This window comes from Acinetobacter psychrotolerans (genome assembly GCF_048552595.1).
Taxonomy (GTDB): domain Bacteria; phylum Pseudomonadota; class Gammaproteobacteria; order Pseudomonadales; family Moraxellaceae; genus Acinetobacter.
Genome location: NZ_JBIMDK010000002.1, coordinates 107777 through 121523, shown reverse-complemented (window position 1 = coordinate 121523; position 13747 = coordinate 107777). Strand labels below are relative to the sequence as shown.

Here is a 13747-nt window from a genome sequence, read left to right as displayed (position 1 = left end):
AATTTCCCCTTATCATCACATACGCCAATCTGGTGCTGGTGCTTCTGTATAGCTAGATCGCTGTACGTGGGTATTTGTACTTGAATTTTCATTGGTACGACTAGCCGTATAGACGTAATCACCTAATAGTTCTGCTTCTTTGGCTTGAGCACATTGTCGTAATGCATCAGCACCCTCCGAGCAACCATTGGATTTATCAGGCTGATCAATGAACATATTGGCTTGTTGATTAAATTTTTTCTTGTAGCCTTCAATACGTTCAATCCCTAATTTGCATCGTTCTTCATCAAACCACGCATTTTTTAAAAGCCTTCGTGTCTGTTGAATACCAGTTGTGAGCAACGTAATGCGTGGAATCACTACAAAATTATGACCAGGTAATAATTCTTCTAGCATTTCCAATACGGATTTGTTGTAGTCACCCAGTCTTTGGTGTGCTGCATCATGGGGTAAATAGTGCGTGTCATATAGATAAGGCTTGTCTTTAATCAGCTTTGCGTAAAAGCGCAGGTCTTTAAAATGATCTTCATCATAATCAATGAAACGATCTTGGTTATTTAGAATCTGCTCGTACCAAATCGCACAACCATCATGGTTCCCAATATCCCAAAATGTATTTACAGGAATATCTAAAACTTCTACTTGAGTAATACCACCACGTTTACGCAACTCAAGCATGTCGTTTGCGTAGTAATTCCCTTCTGTGCTGACTTGGAATGCTTCATCAGGGAAAGATGGGTACTCTTGCCACATCAAAGCCTGATCACCTGACAGATCGTTATCACGTGTTGATATGTACCAAGCTCGCTGATCCACATCAATTTTGATCCGTTTGCCTAAGTTTTTAGACACTACAATTTCAATATGATCAAAAATATTGTGGTCTTTATTGGTAATAATCACATCAGATGAATCAATACGGTACTTCGGTTCTTCCCACCAACCGTAAAAATGCAATCTAAAGTCTTTCGGTGTGAGCTTCTTACGTGACGCAAAGTTCTTCTGTGCTATTTGTACTTTGTCAAAGAAGTCACCACCACGACCTTCAGCAGTAGATTCAATGACACAAATACCGGTTGTAGGAACAGCAGGTAGTGAACCTGTACGAACCTCTTTCGCTTTACCAGGTGATTGAGCACAAATTTTACCGTACTCAGAAATCAGTAAGCGGTGCATAGTACCGCCACGGAATGAGGTAGCCACAGAGATTTTAGAGCCGTTGTGAGCGAACTCCATCTCTGTACCATTATTGGTTTTGAGTGGGAAACGCTCTAATATTTCAGGTGGTAAGTTATCGTACGCAAATTTAATCTTGTCCGTGAAAATATCACCGACTGTCTCAAGGTTCTGTGCAATAACACCACAATGCTGATTGGCATTAAACAAAGCATGGTCAAGCCACAACACACTAATCAGTGTGGTAAAACCCAACTGACGTGCTTTTAAAATAATATTGCGGTACCACAACCGATCTAAAAATTTAACCTGAGCATCATTTGGTTTAAAAGGTAATTCAAAAGTTGGAGCTTCTTCAACCTGACCAAACTCATTTACAAAGTCATCGCCTTTAATTTTAATCTTATACAAACAGCCACTAAAAATACGCCAAATCGGGTCTGCAAGGCAGCTTTCAAGCTCCTTGGCATTTGTTGGTAATGGCTGTAAGTTAGTGTTATAAATCAATTTTTACCCCATTTTGCACAATGTTGGTGCATTTTTAAAGCATGTACGTGCATGAAATTAAATTGGTGTGGGTGATTAGTCGTTCCATTCACGTAGATGCTCTATATTCAGGATCATCAGCAATCGGCTTGAATCCAGAACTATTACCAGTGCTTACTCGTTCAAGTAATGCAGTCAGTGCATCAACAGGTCTATTGTTCTCATCATCAAGTCCAAAAGCTTGGCGTTCTAAAGCAATCAATGTTTTGAGTGTGTCGCTTAAATCTTTCATCGACTTCACACGACCAGGCATTGAGATGATCTTCATATACAGATCATTAACTTTGTCATTGCCTTTATCATCAGGTGACCACATCAACTCACCTAACATTTCAAGCAATTTGACATTCTCTTGACCGACCATCATTTCAAGCTCATCAAAAAGACTCATAGCAATCTTTCGTGATCGTTGAATATCTTTACGTTGATTCAATCGGACATGGGTCAATTGGGTTGCTGCGTCTTCAATAATCTGTTGGTCTCGTTTAATGGTTACGGGTGTAACCTGTTCCGTAACCATTGCTTGTGTAACCATTGCATCTGACTTGGCTTTAATCTTTTCTGCCAAGTTCCGTGGTATTCCTTGTTTTGTAAAATGTTTGATAATTGCAGCATGAGAAACTTTCTGACCTGACTCTTCCTCATAAGCAGCAGCTAATTGACGTGGACTAAGAATCCCTGCTCTCCATCCACGCTCAATGCGGTCATAGTCAATTTTCTGTCTTTTTTCAGTCACTGATTGCTACCTCGCTTTTAATAAGCTTGGCAGCATTTATATGTGCTGTTCTACATGCCATGATCTTTTTCATAGAAACAGTAGGAAGTGGAATGACACCAGCTTTTTCACAAGCAATCTCAATTAGTACATCTAACTGAATATCACCTGTAGATGACCACATTAAGCAACGACGTACTTTTGTTACAGCACTTTTCGACATAGCCAATTGAGTTGCATATAAAGTTGCTTGCCCAATCCCAGATACAGTATGTGTGTAACCTTTAGTTCCATCTTTAACTTCAATAACACTAGCACTACCATCTACGTGGTAAATAACAATATCTGCACGACCATATTTGAAAGATTGCTCATATAAACAAGTACAAGCACCTGTGTGAGGTATTCTTTCATCAAAATACCCACACTCAGTCGATTCCTTGAATTGTTGGACTAAATCGTATTCAACACCATGAGGAATTTCATTTTGATCTATGATTTTGGTTAATTCTTCTAAAACCACAGATTTAATATTTTCTTTAGATTTCTCAGCCATATCACTCAAACCTCTTGATATGGCTATTTTCTTTTTATTGTATAGATGTGTCGAACCTTAGAGGGGTGGGAACTATATCCTTATCACTGAAGAGTTTTTAATTTTTAATGCATAGCCTTTTTTAATAAAATTAACGCATAATACGTTTTAATTATCTGATAATTAATATTTTATGGAACTTCTGATACTTTTTTTCACATCTAACCAATTCATTGGAATAATCACTTCATCCAATTTTTGGTACTATCAATGCATCTATATCTCAATAATAATTTTAATTCATATTTTCCTTCGATATAATTTAAAAAAGGATCAAGATGAAGCTTTGTATATTGGGTATTTATTTCTTCTCTTGATTTATATCTATGTATGGCATCACACCGATGGAATGTTAACTTTCATTCAATTTATTTTTCTATATATCATTCAAAAAATAATATTTAGAATACCTTTAAAATATCAAATTATAATATTCATTCTTAGTCTAAGTGTGGTGGGTGTTTTTCAATATAAAAAGTATAAACATGAAGAATATCTTAAAAACCTTCCAGCTCCAGAATTCAATTGTGAGAGTCATACTATGTACGTAGGTAATGGAATAATTGACGGATCTTATACTGTTTGTTATGACAGAACTGGAAAAGAAGTCAGCAGAGAGTATTATGATTAAACTATCTTAAAATATACAATTGAAAATTTATGTCAAAAAATTATTTAGCAATCAGCCTAAACGACTAGATAATCGAGTTCGATCTTATCCCAATCAATTACTTTTTTTTCAGCCATGATCACCAAACCTCTTAATGGTTTAATGATCAAGTTTTTATTTAGGGAGGTCTAACCTTAGAGGGGGTTACTTCAATATTTTTATTTCTTTCATTTCAACAATTTTAAATTCATTTTTATTTTTTTGAGTGTTTATTAGAATGAGCTGATTCGCTTGTTTATCCAATAGATACCACTGTTTTTTATCTTCCAACTCAACTATAGGTAAATTTTTAAGTTTTAATTGCTCAGCATGTTCATTTCCTGTTAGATACGGGACTAAGAGAATGAATCCGAATCCAAAAATTTTACCAACACTTTTACTAATTGCTATTAATCCAAATCCATTTAGACTCAGCAACATCAAAGATATAAAAAAAGTAAGGGGACCTGAATCTTTATCTTGGAACCAAAATAAAATGTAAAGTCCAATGTATGCAGATGAAAGTTGAATATTGGCCCATAATAATTCTTTCCAATGGCTAAAATCTGGTTTAAATATTATTTTATCGAGATAAAGAATAGCAATTATGAAGTATAAATAAATACTTAAATCAGATAGCATTAAGTCAGTTGGTGTAAATATTGTTATGAACCATGAAGCATCAACCTGTTTAGAATTATAAATACCAATTTTGTTAATTAACCCCATAATTAATATGAAAGGTGTAAAAATTGTCAATAAATCAACCAGCGATGATTCTTTAATTTTGTTTAAAAGCATATATTGTCCTTTTTAATATTAAAGTTACTTATTTTATAATCATAACAACTCCCCCTGCTTTCCACTATCCAATAAATCACCTACTTGCTTTGATAATTTACGAACTTGACCAGCTACTTCACTTTGGATTATTGCCATATGATGCCCAAGTTCAATGTTGCTATATTGCATAGCTTCACCGATTAATAAATTGCCCAAATTGCGTGCTTCTCTAGGTGTAAGGGTTAGAACAGCAGTATTAACGCTGCCTATCTCAATGCTAACTGTTCCGTCCGGCAAAATAGTCTTAGACATTAAACGCGCTGTACGATGCTTAATTGCTGGCACAAATACACCACGCTGTACTCTTATGATCTGCCCGGTGTCTACCAAATATGATAAACGATCATCAATAATAGATAATTGCAGCCCAGTAAGATCAGCGAGTGTTGTGCGAGTAACGATCTGTTCTTGGGAGTGTAAATCCTCAATGGCCTCTAAAATAATTTGTGAATTTGAACGTAAATCATCAGACTTCATTGTCATACTCCTTAAATCGTCTAAACTTCAACAACATCGATATCGTGAATCATCTTCATCAGCTTACGCTTGATGGTGTAATCCGCAGTTCTATGACCTTTAGCATCTTCACAAATAAACTGATCATCTTTGGTCCAATAAACAAAATCTGCGATGTAATCTGTACCACGCTCTTTTTTATTACAAATTACTTGTGATGGAATGAGGTTGTAACGAACCTGAGTCTGTAAATCTTTAATTTCACCTACACGTTGCATAACTTTTAAATCATTCAATCGCTTAAATTCATGCTTTGAATCAGCAATTTTTTCACCATCAACTATGACTTTATGATTCCCATACTTCGGTTGTTTAGGCTTGTTATCACGTTGATGAACAAGTCTCTTAATTTGTGATTGTGATAAATAATTTGTCATGCTCTACCTGCATTAGAGTTTTTATTAATACCCTTCAACTGAGCCATCAATTCAGGTGGACAGGTGGTGATTCTTCTCTCATCATCTTTAGGTGTTTTTAATGCCCCAACTGGATCAGTGAATGACTGAACATCTCCCATCAATTTCGCATTTGCAATAATACGGATATACATATCTTTGAATGCCTTTGCCTGTGATTCAGCACGTGGATTTATCTCATCAAAACCTTTCTTAAATTCTTTAAGCGTTTTGAGTACATGCAAACTAATTGAGATAGTTTGATTGGATTTTTCGTATGCCAATGCTTGTTGCCATGCTTCATTTTCAGTCAGCCAATGTCCGCCTTGTAAACACCAGATTTTGAAATCCTGAATACATGGTGGCCATGGTTCGTGGAGCATACGGTTATAACCATTTTCAATTTGCTGTACTGTTAATCCTGAAAAATCTTCAATCATTGCTTGCTCAAGATCACATGCATCCACTGCTGCCCACTGATCTGTAAATTTCTTACCGTAACGAATACGCATTTTGTCAATTAAGCGACGTGCTTCATCAATGGTGAATTCACGCATGACCCACCTCCTCAATCAGAAAGTTCTTTGGGGGTTCAGATACCACATCAATAATTGATGGTTCCTGTTGTTGTTCTCCACGGACTTTTTGACCGTAACGCAACCAACGATTTACATTTTCCTGTTTAGCTTGGTATGCAGATGGTGTTTGGATAGGTCTATTTCGTCCTGATTGCTCAGTGACGCCACTTTTCACCTTACGGTTGATAAGTTTGTGCTTGTTGTTTTGAACATAGCCTAACCACGCTACAGCCCATTTCTGTGCAGTCTTGACTGAAATTTGTTTTAGGTCATTGTGCGAAGAAAACCAATCTCCAAAATCAAAAAACAAAGTTTCAAAATCAGTAAATTCAAGATCAAGATTTCTAGGTTGAGCTAATTCAATAAAATCAGTTTTCAAAGTTGAATATTTTTGATCAAGTTCGATCACTGTGATTTTTGCTAAATCGAAATTGTTGTACTGAACAAAATTCGGTGGTGGTAAATTTTTTTGTTCAGGCGTTTCTCCTCCTCCTCTTAGTTCTAATGGTTGTTCTTGGATGTTAGTGTGACCCTGCGTCACCGCTTTTTGCGTGAGAGTCACTGCTTCATGCGTGAGAGTCACCGCTTTACTGTCGTCAGAGTCACCGCTTTTGTCGTGAGAGTCACCGCTTTGATTGCCTGAGCTATGACCCTGCGTCACCGCTTTTGTCAGGTTTTCCATGTCAAAACGGTAATATGTACGACGACCATTTGAACGATCTGCTATCAATATTCCCAATTTTTCGATGTTTTTTAAGTGTGCAATTACTGCACGATTCGATAATCCAGTGTCATCCATGAGTGTTTGAATTGATGGATAACATTCACCTGTTTCATAATCAGCATAAGTCGCTAATGTGATAGCCACTAACTTGGTTGTTGGTGGCATGGGAATTTGACGTACAGCATTAATAAAGTTGAAATTACTCATACCACCTCACCACAAATCTTCACTACATAACCCCATTCGAGAGAATTTCTTCTCACCAAGGGCTATTAGCTCTAAATCATTTTCTGTCCATTCTTGTTGGCCACATTCAATAGCGTGTAAGGCTGCTTGTGGACGTGTATAGAACTTCCCATTTTCACAATAAAAACCTTGGTGTATAGATTTACCCCATTGATTTTGAATATCTGTAGCCAAACCAAGCGACAAAATAATATTAATGCAATCTGCATGACGGTTAGGCTTAGGTAGAGCAACCATGAGTTCACCTGCTTTAACAGCAACGCCGATAATCATGCTGCCACCTTCTTTTCATGACTTGAACGAACTTTATTCACACCTTTTACATGATGTGGTCTATAAACACGGTCATAGCATCCTTTACATGCTGAATCAGGTCGAAAAGTAATGGTTCCATCCTTTAACTTTGATTTAATCATGAACCAAAACTCTGAATCTGTAGGCCAGTATTCATCACAGTGTTTACAAAGTTTTTCTTTACCTAGTTCAGTAAAGATATACATAGGCTTTTTAGCTTCATTTGATCTCATGCCGCTACTCCCTTATGTTTCACATGCTGTGCCCATCCTTTACATGGCTTCATGCACTTACGATCTGTAGCAGATGGGCTATGCAAATTTTCTATATCTTTATGACAATAAAAAACTGCATCCAATTCCAAGGCATGAGCCAAGTCAGATTGAGTAAAAAGACAATGATTTGCTAAGATTCCACACCGATAAGCACACGATTCACATAGCACATCTTGATTAGGTGCCTTTTGTGCCAAGATCAACCCATTCAATGCACCGTGAAAACTAGGTGAAATAAGCTTATCTATTGCATATGGGTGCATATCGCCTGTAGTGACGAGATGTAAATACAATGTTTCATCACACGATTGGGCATAATTCATAGCAACATTTAAGACACTGCTAAGTAAATTAAGTAATTCATCATGTGATTTTTCTGAAAACTTATCCTTGATTACCTGTAAGCGTTCAGCTTCAGGCAATTGGATAATGTCAGTTAGAGCGAGAATTGAGGCTTTATCAATCACGATGTCACCTCATTTTTGAAATGAGCAATTACAGCTTGAATCACATTTTCTTGACGTTCATATACATGGTTCGACTTTGTAAAACCCCCATTGTAGAACCAATCATCACTGAAAATTTTGGACATTGTTTCATAAGAGTCAGAATCAATCATGTATGATAATTCGCCAATATCTCTAAACGCATGCTCTTTTAATCCTTCATACAATTCACGAAGTTCATCTTTTGTAATATTATTTTCATTACGAGCATGTTTAACCATCCAAAGCATGTCATTTTTTACGAGGCTTTCAAAAAGTTCACTACCACTTTCAACATCAAGATCTTCTTTGGTTTGAAAAAGCTTATTTATTAAGTAATCTGGGTTAACTTTGGCAAGGAATTGCTCAAAGGTTTCTGTGCCACAGTGTGAGAAAAAGTAAGAACCTATATAATCATCACCAATATTTACAGTGATTCGCCCACCACACTTTGAATGTGCATCGTTTGGTTCGATATAAACAAATACCCAATCATCTTTATATTTACCAATTTTGGTCAGGGTGATTTTTTCTATCATGATTTCACCCCAAAAACTTTGCGAAGGGCTTCTATCACCAACTTTATTTTTTCTTCTGATTCCCACCAGCCAAAATTAAAGTCAGCATCATGCAAGCCACCAAATTTTTCACCTGTAAAACCCTTTGGTTCAGAATCATCCAAATAAAGAATTATTTGACCAACTTCAGGACGATGAAAAAATGGTGCAGGAACTTCAATACCATTGATATTGATGGTTTTTGGCTTGATACGGAAAAAGACCTTTTGTTCTCCATGAAATTCAGTAAAAAATACTTTTGTAGATGTTTCATCTATACATGGAATGAAATCATCCCAATGTTTTTTTTCCCAAGGTTCAAGGCTTAACTGAACTGTTTGGCCATTTAAAACAGCCTGGAGTGCCACTGTACCGCCAATTAGATCCTCAAGGCCTTTAACTTTAATAGTTTGAGTGGTCTCTACTGCTTCTTTAACAGGTAAAGCCTTCAAGCCGGTAGTTTTATTATTGATAGAACTACATTCGATCCATTTATTCTTGTTATCAGAATAAGTAAAAAAGATCCCTTTGCTTGTTTTAAAAATTGGATGATCAGGTCGATCACTTGCTACAGCAAGCGAAAAATTAGCATCACTGACATCATTGCGATTCAAAACAACCAAATCCTGTTCAGAAAGATTCAATGTTGTATTTGTCATGACACTTCCCCTTGCGCTACTACAGCACGGCGGTGATACATTTCAACATCATCCAAATCAGATACAAACAACGGTGTCACTTCGCCACATTTCACATACGCATCATCAGGTGCTAACCCCAAATCAAACTCGCGCTTTTCCACTTGAGCAATCAAACAATGATTACACTGCTCTTTTTTAAATTCAGGACATTTGCCCTTACACTGATGTTCTGTTAAATTACTCATGTTCATTTACCTGAATGTTGATGAATACTAGAAGCTCGATCTTGACCATCGGGCTTTTTTAATGCCTGCCAAAAACTTTTTAAATTTCTGCATACATTCTTGAATACGCTTGTAGACGTTGTATTCTTTGATTTTTTCACTTGCTCAGATGATGATTGACCTGTCTCCACTTCAATCTTTAAATCTATGGCATCTCTTAACCATTTAGCACGATCACTACCTTGGTTTTCAGCCAAAGTATCAATGATCTCTTGGACTTCCAGCGGTACACGTGTTGACATGGGTGCCAACAGTTTTTTGCTGAATAAAAACATTATTTTTGTTTCCATAAGATTTCCTCATTTTTATGCCATCTTAGTTCTAACTTGGCGAACATATTTCCAGTTAATGTCTGGACGTAATTCTTCAGCTTTGACTTGACCTTGGGTATATTTTTCAATGTCCTCACATCGATCTTCTGGAATTTTTTCAAGATTCCATTTAGAAACTGCCCAAGGCGTTAAACCTATACCTCTGGCAAGGGCAGCTGAGGAACCTGCAAATTGCACAGCTTTATCAAAAGCCTCATGTGGGGATAACATAATGACACCGTCAAAACTACTTAAAGTAGAACACACTATACTACCTAAAATAGAATTGGTGCAACTGGAATTTGATAGTAAACTTCTACCAATGGTAGAAAATGAGCCAAAAAAAGTGAAAGATGCTAAACACATAGAGTTTGCAAATAGATTGAAGGAGTTGATGGATGCTGATGGCTCGCCAATAACTTCAGTTAATCAACTTAAAGATGCTATCAATGTCACTTATGAAATGGCACGACGCTACACATTAGGTACAGCTAAACCTCGTGAAGAAAAACTGAAAGAGCTTGCAGATATATTTTCTGTAGACATAAGCTATTTAGACCATGGCACTACACTTGATAATAATGTTGTACCAATCACTTCAAAATTAATTCCTGTTTTATCCTGGGTTCAAGCTGGCTCTATGACTTCTGTAGAGGCAATTAATCCTTCAGAAATAAATCAATGGTTACCGCCATTAAGTACTGATGATCCAAATGGCTGTTTTTATCTACGAGTGGTCGGTATTAGTAACTTCCCCATTTACATGGATGGAGACTACATTTTAGTAAATCCTAATTTCTGTACTTCTGACTTACTCTCTGAAGATCTTATTGTTGTTCGAAATAATACTGATGCTACATTTAAAAAATTAATAATAGAAAGTGATGATCGTAAATATTTACAAGCACTTAATCCAAATTTTCAACCAAATATTATTGAGTTTGAGGATGGCATGGAGTTTGTTGGGCTTGTAATTGATGCTTTTAGACCTTTGGGTGGTTCTCGTCCTAAGAGAGTTAGAAAATCCTGATAGGAAATAAAATGACGAAAATAATTTATGGACTATTATCTTTAATGTTTCTAAATGGTTGTTCATCAAAATGTGATGATGGTTGCTTTATATTGAATGGCAAAAAGTTGTCATTTGTAGATGCTGAAATGCTTATTACTCAGTGCGACCAATTCAGAACTAATTTTTTTAGCAGACAAGCTGTAAGTTTAAGTTATCAAGAAATAGCAGACAGAACAAATAATGATCCGAACACTCCACTTATGAATACATATATGAATTATATGTCTATTTCTGAAAGCCCTCTTATTTATGATAGGAAAGAAAAAAATCCATATATTAAACACAATCAAATCATACATGCTTGTGTTCAACTAAGAAGAGACTTTAATACTGACCGATTCTGGACGAATTAATCATTATGAATGATTGTTGCTAAGTAATCTTAATTTATTACGACCTGCCATGTGCAGGTTTTATTTTGCCTCAATGAAAATAAGCTACTTAAAGTAGAATTTATTTTCTATTTTCTATTGACAATTTTTCTACTTAAAGTAGTATTTAAATCACCAACAACAACCAAACTTGGTGAAAAAAATGAAATCTACTGACCACAACCAATTTATTGATGACATCGATGGTGGTGTCTTTGCTCAACAACTTGGCTTCGCAATTAGTGAAGTTGCCTCGGCAGTCGTTGATAACAACAAACCTGGTGAAATCACCATCAAGCTCAAATTAACCAAAGGCATTGGTGCTGACAACGTAACGATTGAGCACAAATTAACATCAATTACTCCTTTAAAAGATGGTCGCAAACTTGAAGATCATGGTGCCAAAACACCTATGTACGTCAACAAAAATGGCGATGTAAGTCTATTTGCAAACCACACCGCTCAAATCTTCGATCAATTAGCAGTTTAAAGCTCTCCCCTAGTCAAAATATTCCATAAGGAAAAAATGTCATGTCATTAGAAAAAAGTGAAGTAGCAGCGGTTGTTGAACACTGTGCCCCTGTAAATGATTTAGTACGTGGTGGACTGCAAGCTGTACATGAAAGCTTTAAAGTTCTTGATTTAGTAAAATTTCAAAATGGTCGTAACCGTATCCGTGGCATTTTCGCAACACCAATCTTTGCAGATTTTGCCCAATACATTGCTGAAGCACCTACAACTGGATCAGTACCAGTATTCGTATCTCGTGATGATGTTAAAGCAGTTGCTGTATTGAATTATAGCGAAATTGGTTTTGACCAAGGTCATTGCGACCACACAGCAACATTACAACTTGATCCAACTGTTGTTTGGAAAAAGTTAAATCAACTTAAAGATACGAAGCTTGACCAAAAACGTTTTGCAAGCTTCCTTGAAGATTGGGCAAGTGTATTGTCTGCGGTTGATGCAGATGACAATGCAATCAGTATCAAAGAAGCGATTGTTGCGGTCCGTAATATGAAAGTGGATACCATCACTTCAAGCGAAACTGAAGTTGAAAATACTCGTGAAGTACGTACTGCTTATTCCGACATAGCTGCTAATGCAAAAAAAGGTCAATTACCAGCAAAATTCAAAATTCTTGATACCGCTTATGTCGGTTTAGATGAAAAAAAAATTGAATTACGCCTAATTGTGAATGGTGGTAGCGGTGAACCACTTTTCGCAATTCAGATTGTGAAAGAAGAACTATTACGCAATGAAATCATTCAGGAATTCAAAGAAAAAGTAATTGAATTACTTCCAGATCAACAAGTCCTGATTGGTACTTTCACTGCGTAAGCAAAAAATAGGCAAGAAAAAGCCCCGAAATTTTCGACGAGGACGGGGCACTTTTCAGGGGTATAGCAAAAGCTATAAGGAGATTATGGACATGGTTTCATTAAATTTCAAATCAATTTTGTTGGGTTTAGGTGGTGCGGTAGCAATGACAGCGGTTTTAGCGTCCGTGCAAATCTATCAACCAGCCAAGCTACCTATTGAAGAACAACAGTCAATCACGGTGGCATCAGACATCTACAAAGTAGATGCACTTGATTTAGGACCATACAACGACTGCCAAGATGACTGTCATGCAACTTTATTGACAGCAAATGATCAGTATTACATCGAAGTGAATTTTGACTATTCAGGTTTTGATGATGGTAACGGTTTTAATCGTGCGATAGGAATCCAGATTGATCGTTTAGAACCTGAAGTGGTCGGTGATGAAGATGGCAAAATCAATGCATACCTTGACCGCTATGAAATAGAAAAAATCAACGAAGCTCTTGAAAATTCGATCGCTGACAAATTACAGAAGTTGAGAGGTTGATATGCTTAATTTAATTGAAATTAAAACAGCCTCAAACGAACAAACTGATCCGTCTAAAAGCCTTCAAGCTGATGTATACCGAGCTTTGTTTGGCAAGCCTGTAAGTCAAAACGAATTTGAATTCGATGTTGGAAATAAAACCGTTATTTGTCTAATGCATGGTTTTCCGTGGCATTTAGTTTCTAAAGATGAATCTTTTGATCAGCACATTGGTGAACTTTGGGGATGGAATCCTTTAAAGGTAAAAAATTCAGGTCGTTTTGGTGGTGGATGGGCTTTCAAATTTGGCATCACTTCAAATGAGAATTTTCGTGAATTAGTTATTGATGTGGGAATTGGTTCAATTCGTTTGGAAATCATGAATTCACGTAGAGGGTTTAGAGCATGAAAATCAAAAAGATTACTTCTCAAATACGTCGTGATTTCACTGCAATTTTTGAATGTGAACACTGTGAAAATACTGAAACTCATGATGGTTACGATGATGATTTTTTCCATCGTAACGTCATACCAAAAATGGTTTGTGTGAACTGTCAGCGTACATCAAATGCTGACTATCGTCCTCTTGCAACCAAATATTCTGAAAATCAGGTGGTGTGAC

The 13747-nt window shown here is 36.4% G+C and carries 23 protein-coding genes; 7 read left to right on the top strand and 16 right to left on the bottom strand.

Annotation, left to right across the window (positions count from 1 at the left end; translation table 11 throughout):
* Positions 1 to 15: 15 nt before the first annotated feature.
* From ACG94X_RS02390 to ACG94X_RS02315, 16 genes are all read right to left on the bottom strand, one after another.
* Positions 16 to 1683 carry a terminase large subunit gene (locus ACG94X_RS02390; protein ID WP_419382132.1) on the bottom strand — a complete coding sequence of 556 codons (1668 nt, stop codon included), beginning with the start codon at positions 1681 to 1683 and terminating at the stop codon, positions 16 to 18.
* Between the two features lie 88 nt (positions 1684 to 1771).
* The gene (locus ACG94X_RS02385; protein ID WP_419382131.1) at positions 1772 to 2458 is read right to left on the bottom strand and encodes a hypothetical protein; all 687 of its coding nucleotides are present in this window, start codon (positions 2456 to 2458) and stop codon (positions 1772 to 1774) included.
* Positions 2451 to 2993 carry a hypothetical protein gene (locus ACG94X_RS02380; protein WP_419382130.1) on the bottom strand — a complete coding sequence of 181 codons (543 nt, stop codon included), beginning with the start codon at positions 2991 to 2993 and terminating at the stop codon, positions 2451 to 2453. The genes ACG94X_RS02385 and ACG94X_RS02380 overlap by 8 nt, the downstream gene beginning before the upstream one ends.
* An 853-nt stretch (positions 2994 to 3846) precedes the next feature.
* On the bottom strand, positions 3847 to 4482 hold the full coding sequence (locus tag ACG94X_RS02375; protein WP_419382129.1) for a hypothetical protein: 636 nt from the start codon (positions 4480 to 4482) through the stop codon (positions 3847 to 3849).
* Between the two features lie 39 nt (positions 4483 to 4521).
* On the bottom strand, positions 4522 to 5001 hold the full coding sequence (locus tag ACG94X_RS02370) for a hypothetical protein (RefSeq protein WP_199981515.1): 480 nt from the start codon (positions 4999 to 5001) through the stop codon (positions 4522 to 4524).
* 20 nt (positions 5002 to 5021) lie between these two features.
* A complete protein-coding gene (locus tag ACG94X_RS02365; RefSeq protein ID WP_419382128.1) occupies positions 5022 to 5417 on the bottom strand; it encodes a DUF1064 domain-containing protein in 396 nt (131 codons plus the stop codon).
* A complete protein-coding gene (locus ACG94X_RS02360) occupies positions 5414 to 5992 on the bottom strand; it encodes a hypothetical protein (protein WP_419382127.1) in 579 nt (192 codons plus the stop codon). Before ACG94X_RS02360 ends, ACG94X_RS02365 begins: the two co-directional genes overlap by 4 nt.
* On the bottom strand, positions 5985 to 6944 hold the full coding sequence (locus ACG94X_RS02355) for a helix-turn-helix domain-containing protein (RefSeq protein ID WP_419382126.1): 960 nt from the start codon (positions 6942 to 6944) through the stop codon (positions 5985 to 5987). Before ACG94X_RS02355 ends, ACG94X_RS02360 begins: the two co-directional genes overlap by 8 nt.
* 6 nt (positions 6945 to 6950) lie before the next feature.
* Positions 6951 to 7256, bottom strand: coding sequence for a Y16D family protein (locus ACG94X_RS02350; RefSeq protein WP_419382125.1), 306 nt, complete (start codon positions 7254 to 7256; stop codon positions 6951 to 6953).
* Complete coding sequence (locus ACG94X_RS02345; protein ID WP_419382124.1) at positions 7253 to 7510, bottom strand: hypothetical protein; 258 nt, start codon at positions 7508 to 7510, stop codon at positions 7253 to 7255. The genes ACG94X_RS02350 and ACG94X_RS02345 overlap by 4 nt, the downstream gene beginning before the upstream one ends.
* Positions 7507 to 8019 (bottom strand): hypothetical protein, encoded by a 513-nt coding sequence (locus ACG94X_RS02340; RefSeq protein ID WP_419382123.1) that lies wholly within the window; start codon positions 8017 to 8019, stop codon positions 7507 to 7509. Before ACG94X_RS02340 ends, ACG94X_RS02345 begins: the two co-directional genes overlap by 4 nt.
* Positions 8016 to 8576: a phiTE_072 family protein gene (locus tag ACG94X_RS02335; protein WP_419382122.1), complete on the bottom strand. Its 561-nt coding sequence runs from the start codon at positions 8574 to 8576 to the stop codon at positions 8016 to 8018. Before ACG94X_RS02335 ends, ACG94X_RS02340 begins: the two co-directional genes overlap by 4 nt.
* Positions 8573 to 9253, bottom strand: a complete 681-nt coding sequence (locus tag ACG94X_RS02330; RefSeq protein ID WP_419382121.1) for a hypothetical protein — start codon at positions 9251 to 9253, stop codon at positions 8573 to 8575. Before ACG94X_RS02330 ends, ACG94X_RS02335 begins: the two co-directional genes overlap by 4 nt.
* Positions 9250 to 9480 carry a hypothetical protein gene (locus ACG94X_RS02325; protein WP_419382120.1) on the bottom strand — a complete coding sequence of 77 codons (231 nt, stop codon included), beginning with the start codon at positions 9478 to 9480 and terminating at the stop codon, positions 9250 to 9252. Before ACG94X_RS02325 ends, ACG94X_RS02330 begins: the two co-directional genes overlap by 4 nt.
* A gap of 2 nt (positions 9481 to 9482) precedes the next feature.
* Positions 9483 to 9809 carry a hypothetical protein gene (locus ACG94X_RS02320; protein WP_419382119.1) on the bottom strand — a complete coding sequence of 109 codons (327 nt, stop codon included), beginning with the start codon at positions 9807 to 9809 and terminating at the stop codon, positions 9483 to 9485.
* A gap of 15 nt (positions 9810 to 9824) precedes the next feature.
* The gene (locus ACG94X_RS02315) at positions 9825 to 10061 is read right to left on the bottom strand and encodes a transcriptional regulator (RefSeq protein ID WP_419382118.1); all 237 of its coding nucleotides are present in this window, start codon (positions 10059 to 10061) and stop codon (positions 9825 to 9827) included.
* 1 nt (position 10062) lies between these two features.
* On the opposite strand from ACG94X_RS02315, the gene ACG94X_RS02310 reads away from it, so the two are divergent.
* The 7 genes from ACG94X_RS02310 to ACG94X_RS02280 all read left to right on the top strand — a co-directional run bounded on the left by ACG94X_RS02310 (position 10063) and on the right by ACG94X_RS02280 (position 13746).
* Positions 10063 to 10860, top strand: coding sequence for a LexA family protein (locus ACG94X_RS02310; protein ID WP_419382117.1), 798 nt, complete (start codon positions 10063 to 10065; stop codon positions 10858 to 10860).
* A gap of 11 nt (positions 10861 to 10871) precedes the next feature.
* Positions 10872 to 11255 carry a hypothetical protein gene (locus ACG94X_RS02305; protein ID WP_419382116.1) on the top strand — a complete coding sequence of 128 codons (384 nt, stop codon included), beginning with the start codon at positions 10872 to 10874 and terminating at the stop codon, positions 11253 to 11255.
* A 172-nt stretch (positions 11256 to 11427) separates the two neighbouring features.
* On the top strand, positions 11428 to 11763 hold the full coding sequence (locus tag ACG94X_RS02300; RefSeq protein WP_419382115.1) for a YfdP family phage-associated protein: 336 nt from the start codon (positions 11428 to 11430) through the stop codon (positions 11761 to 11763).
* Between the two features lie 41 nt (positions 11764 to 11804).
* Entirely contained in the window at positions 11805 to 12614 is an 810-nt protein-coding gene (locus tag ACG94X_RS02295; RefSeq protein WP_419382114.1) for a DUF2303 family protein, read from the top strand.
* Positions 12615 to 12705: 91 nt separating this feature from the next.
* Positions 12706 to 13146 (top strand): hypothetical protein, encoded by a 441-nt coding sequence (locus ACG94X_RS02290; protein ID WP_419382113.1) that lies wholly within the window; start codon positions 12706 to 12708, stop codon positions 13144 to 13146.
* 1 nt (position 13147) lies between these two features.
* Positions 13148 to 13534 carry a hypothetical protein gene (locus ACG94X_RS02285; RefSeq protein WP_419382112.1) on the top strand — a complete coding sequence of 129 codons (387 nt, stop codon included), beginning with the start codon at positions 13148 to 13150 and terminating at the stop codon, positions 13532 to 13534.
* Entirely contained in the window at positions 13531 to 13746 is a 216-nt protein-coding gene (locus ACG94X_RS02280) for a hypothetical protein (protein ID WP_419382111.1), read from the top strand. The genes ACG94X_RS02285 and ACG94X_RS02280 overlap by 4 nt, the downstream gene beginning before the upstream one ends.
* The last annotated feature ends 1 nt before the right edge of the window (position 13747 follow it).

Excerpts from the sequence above, each read along its gene's own strand:
- ACG94X_RS02380 (WP_419382130.1), bottom strand. The coding sequence starts at position 2,993 with ATGGCTGAGAAATCTAAAGAAAATATTAAATCTGTGGTTTTAGAAGAA.
- ACG94X_RS02375 (WP_419382129.1), bottom strand. The coding sequence starts at position 4,482 with ATGCTTTTAAACAAAATTAAAGAATCATCGCTGGTTGATTTATTGACA.
- ACG94X_RS02370 (WP_199981515.1), bottom strand. The coding sequence starts at position 5,001 with ATGAAGTCTGATGATTTACGTTCAAATTCACAAATTATTTTAGAGGCC.
- ACG94X_RS02365 (WP_419382128.1), bottom strand. The coding sequence starts at position 5,417 with ATGACAAATTATTTATCACAATCACAAATTAAGAGACTTGTTCATCAA.
- ACG94X_RS02360 (WP_419382127.1), bottom strand. The coding sequence starts at position 5,992 with ATGCGTGAATTCACCATTGATGAAGCACGTCGCTTAATTGACAAAATG.
- ACG94X_RS02355 (WP_419382126.1), bottom strand. The coding sequence starts at position 6,944 with ATGAGTAATTTCAACTTTATTAATGCTGTACGTCAAATTCCCATGCCA.
- ACG94X_RS02350 (WP_419382125.1), bottom strand. The coding sequence starts at position 7,256 with ATGATTATCGGCGTTGCTGTTAAAGCAGGTGAACTCATGGTTGCTCTA.
- ACG94X_RS02345 (WP_419382124.1), bottom strand. The coding sequence starts at position 7,510 with ATGAGATCAAATGAAGCTAAAAAGCCTATGTATATCTTTACTGAACTA.
- ACG94X_RS02335 (WP_419382122.1), bottom strand. The coding sequence starts at position 8,576 with ATGATAGAAAAAATCACCCTGACCAAAATTGGTAAATATAAAGATGAT.
- ACG94X_RS02330 (WP_419382121.1), bottom strand. The coding sequence starts at position 9,253 with ATGACAAATACAACATTGAATCTTTCTGAACAGGATTTGGTTGTTTTG.
- ACG94X_RS02325 (WP_419382120.1), bottom strand. The coding sequence starts at position 9,480 with ATGAGTAATTTAACAGAACATCAGTGTAAGGGCAAATGTCCTGAATTT.
- ACG94X_RS02320 (WP_419382119.1), bottom strand. The coding sequence starts at position 9,809 with ATGGAAACAAAAATAATGTTTTTATTCAGCAAAAAACTGTTGGCACCC.
- ACG94X_RS02315 (WP_419382118.1), bottom strand. The coding sequence starts at position 10,061 with ATGTTATCCCCACATGAGGCTTTTGATAAAGCTGTGCAATTTGCAGGT.
- ACG94X_RS02310 (WP_419382117.1), top strand. The coding sequence starts at position 10,063 with ATGACACCGTCAAAACTACTTAAAGTAGAACACACTATACTACCTAAA.
- ACG94X_RS02305 (WP_419382116.1), top strand. The coding sequence starts at position 10,872 with ATGACGAAAATAATTTATGGACTATTATCTTTAATGTTTCTAAATGGT.
- ACG94X_RS02295 (WP_419382114.1), top strand. The coding sequence starts at position 11,805 with ATGTCATTAGAAAAAAGTGAAGTAGCAGCGGTTGTTGAACACTGTGCC.
- ACG94X_RS02290 (WP_419382113.1), top strand. The coding sequence starts at position 12,706 with ATGGTTTCATTAAATTTCAAATCAATTTTGTTGGGTTTAGGTGGTGCG.
- ACG94X_RS02285 (WP_419382112.1), top strand. The coding sequence starts at position 13,148 with ATGCTTAATTTAATTGAAATTAAAACAGCCTCAAACGAACAAACTGAT.
- ACG94X_RS02280 (WP_419382111.1), top strand. The coding sequence starts at position 13,531 with ATGAAAATCAAAAAGATTACTTCTCAAATACGTCGTGATTTCACTGCA.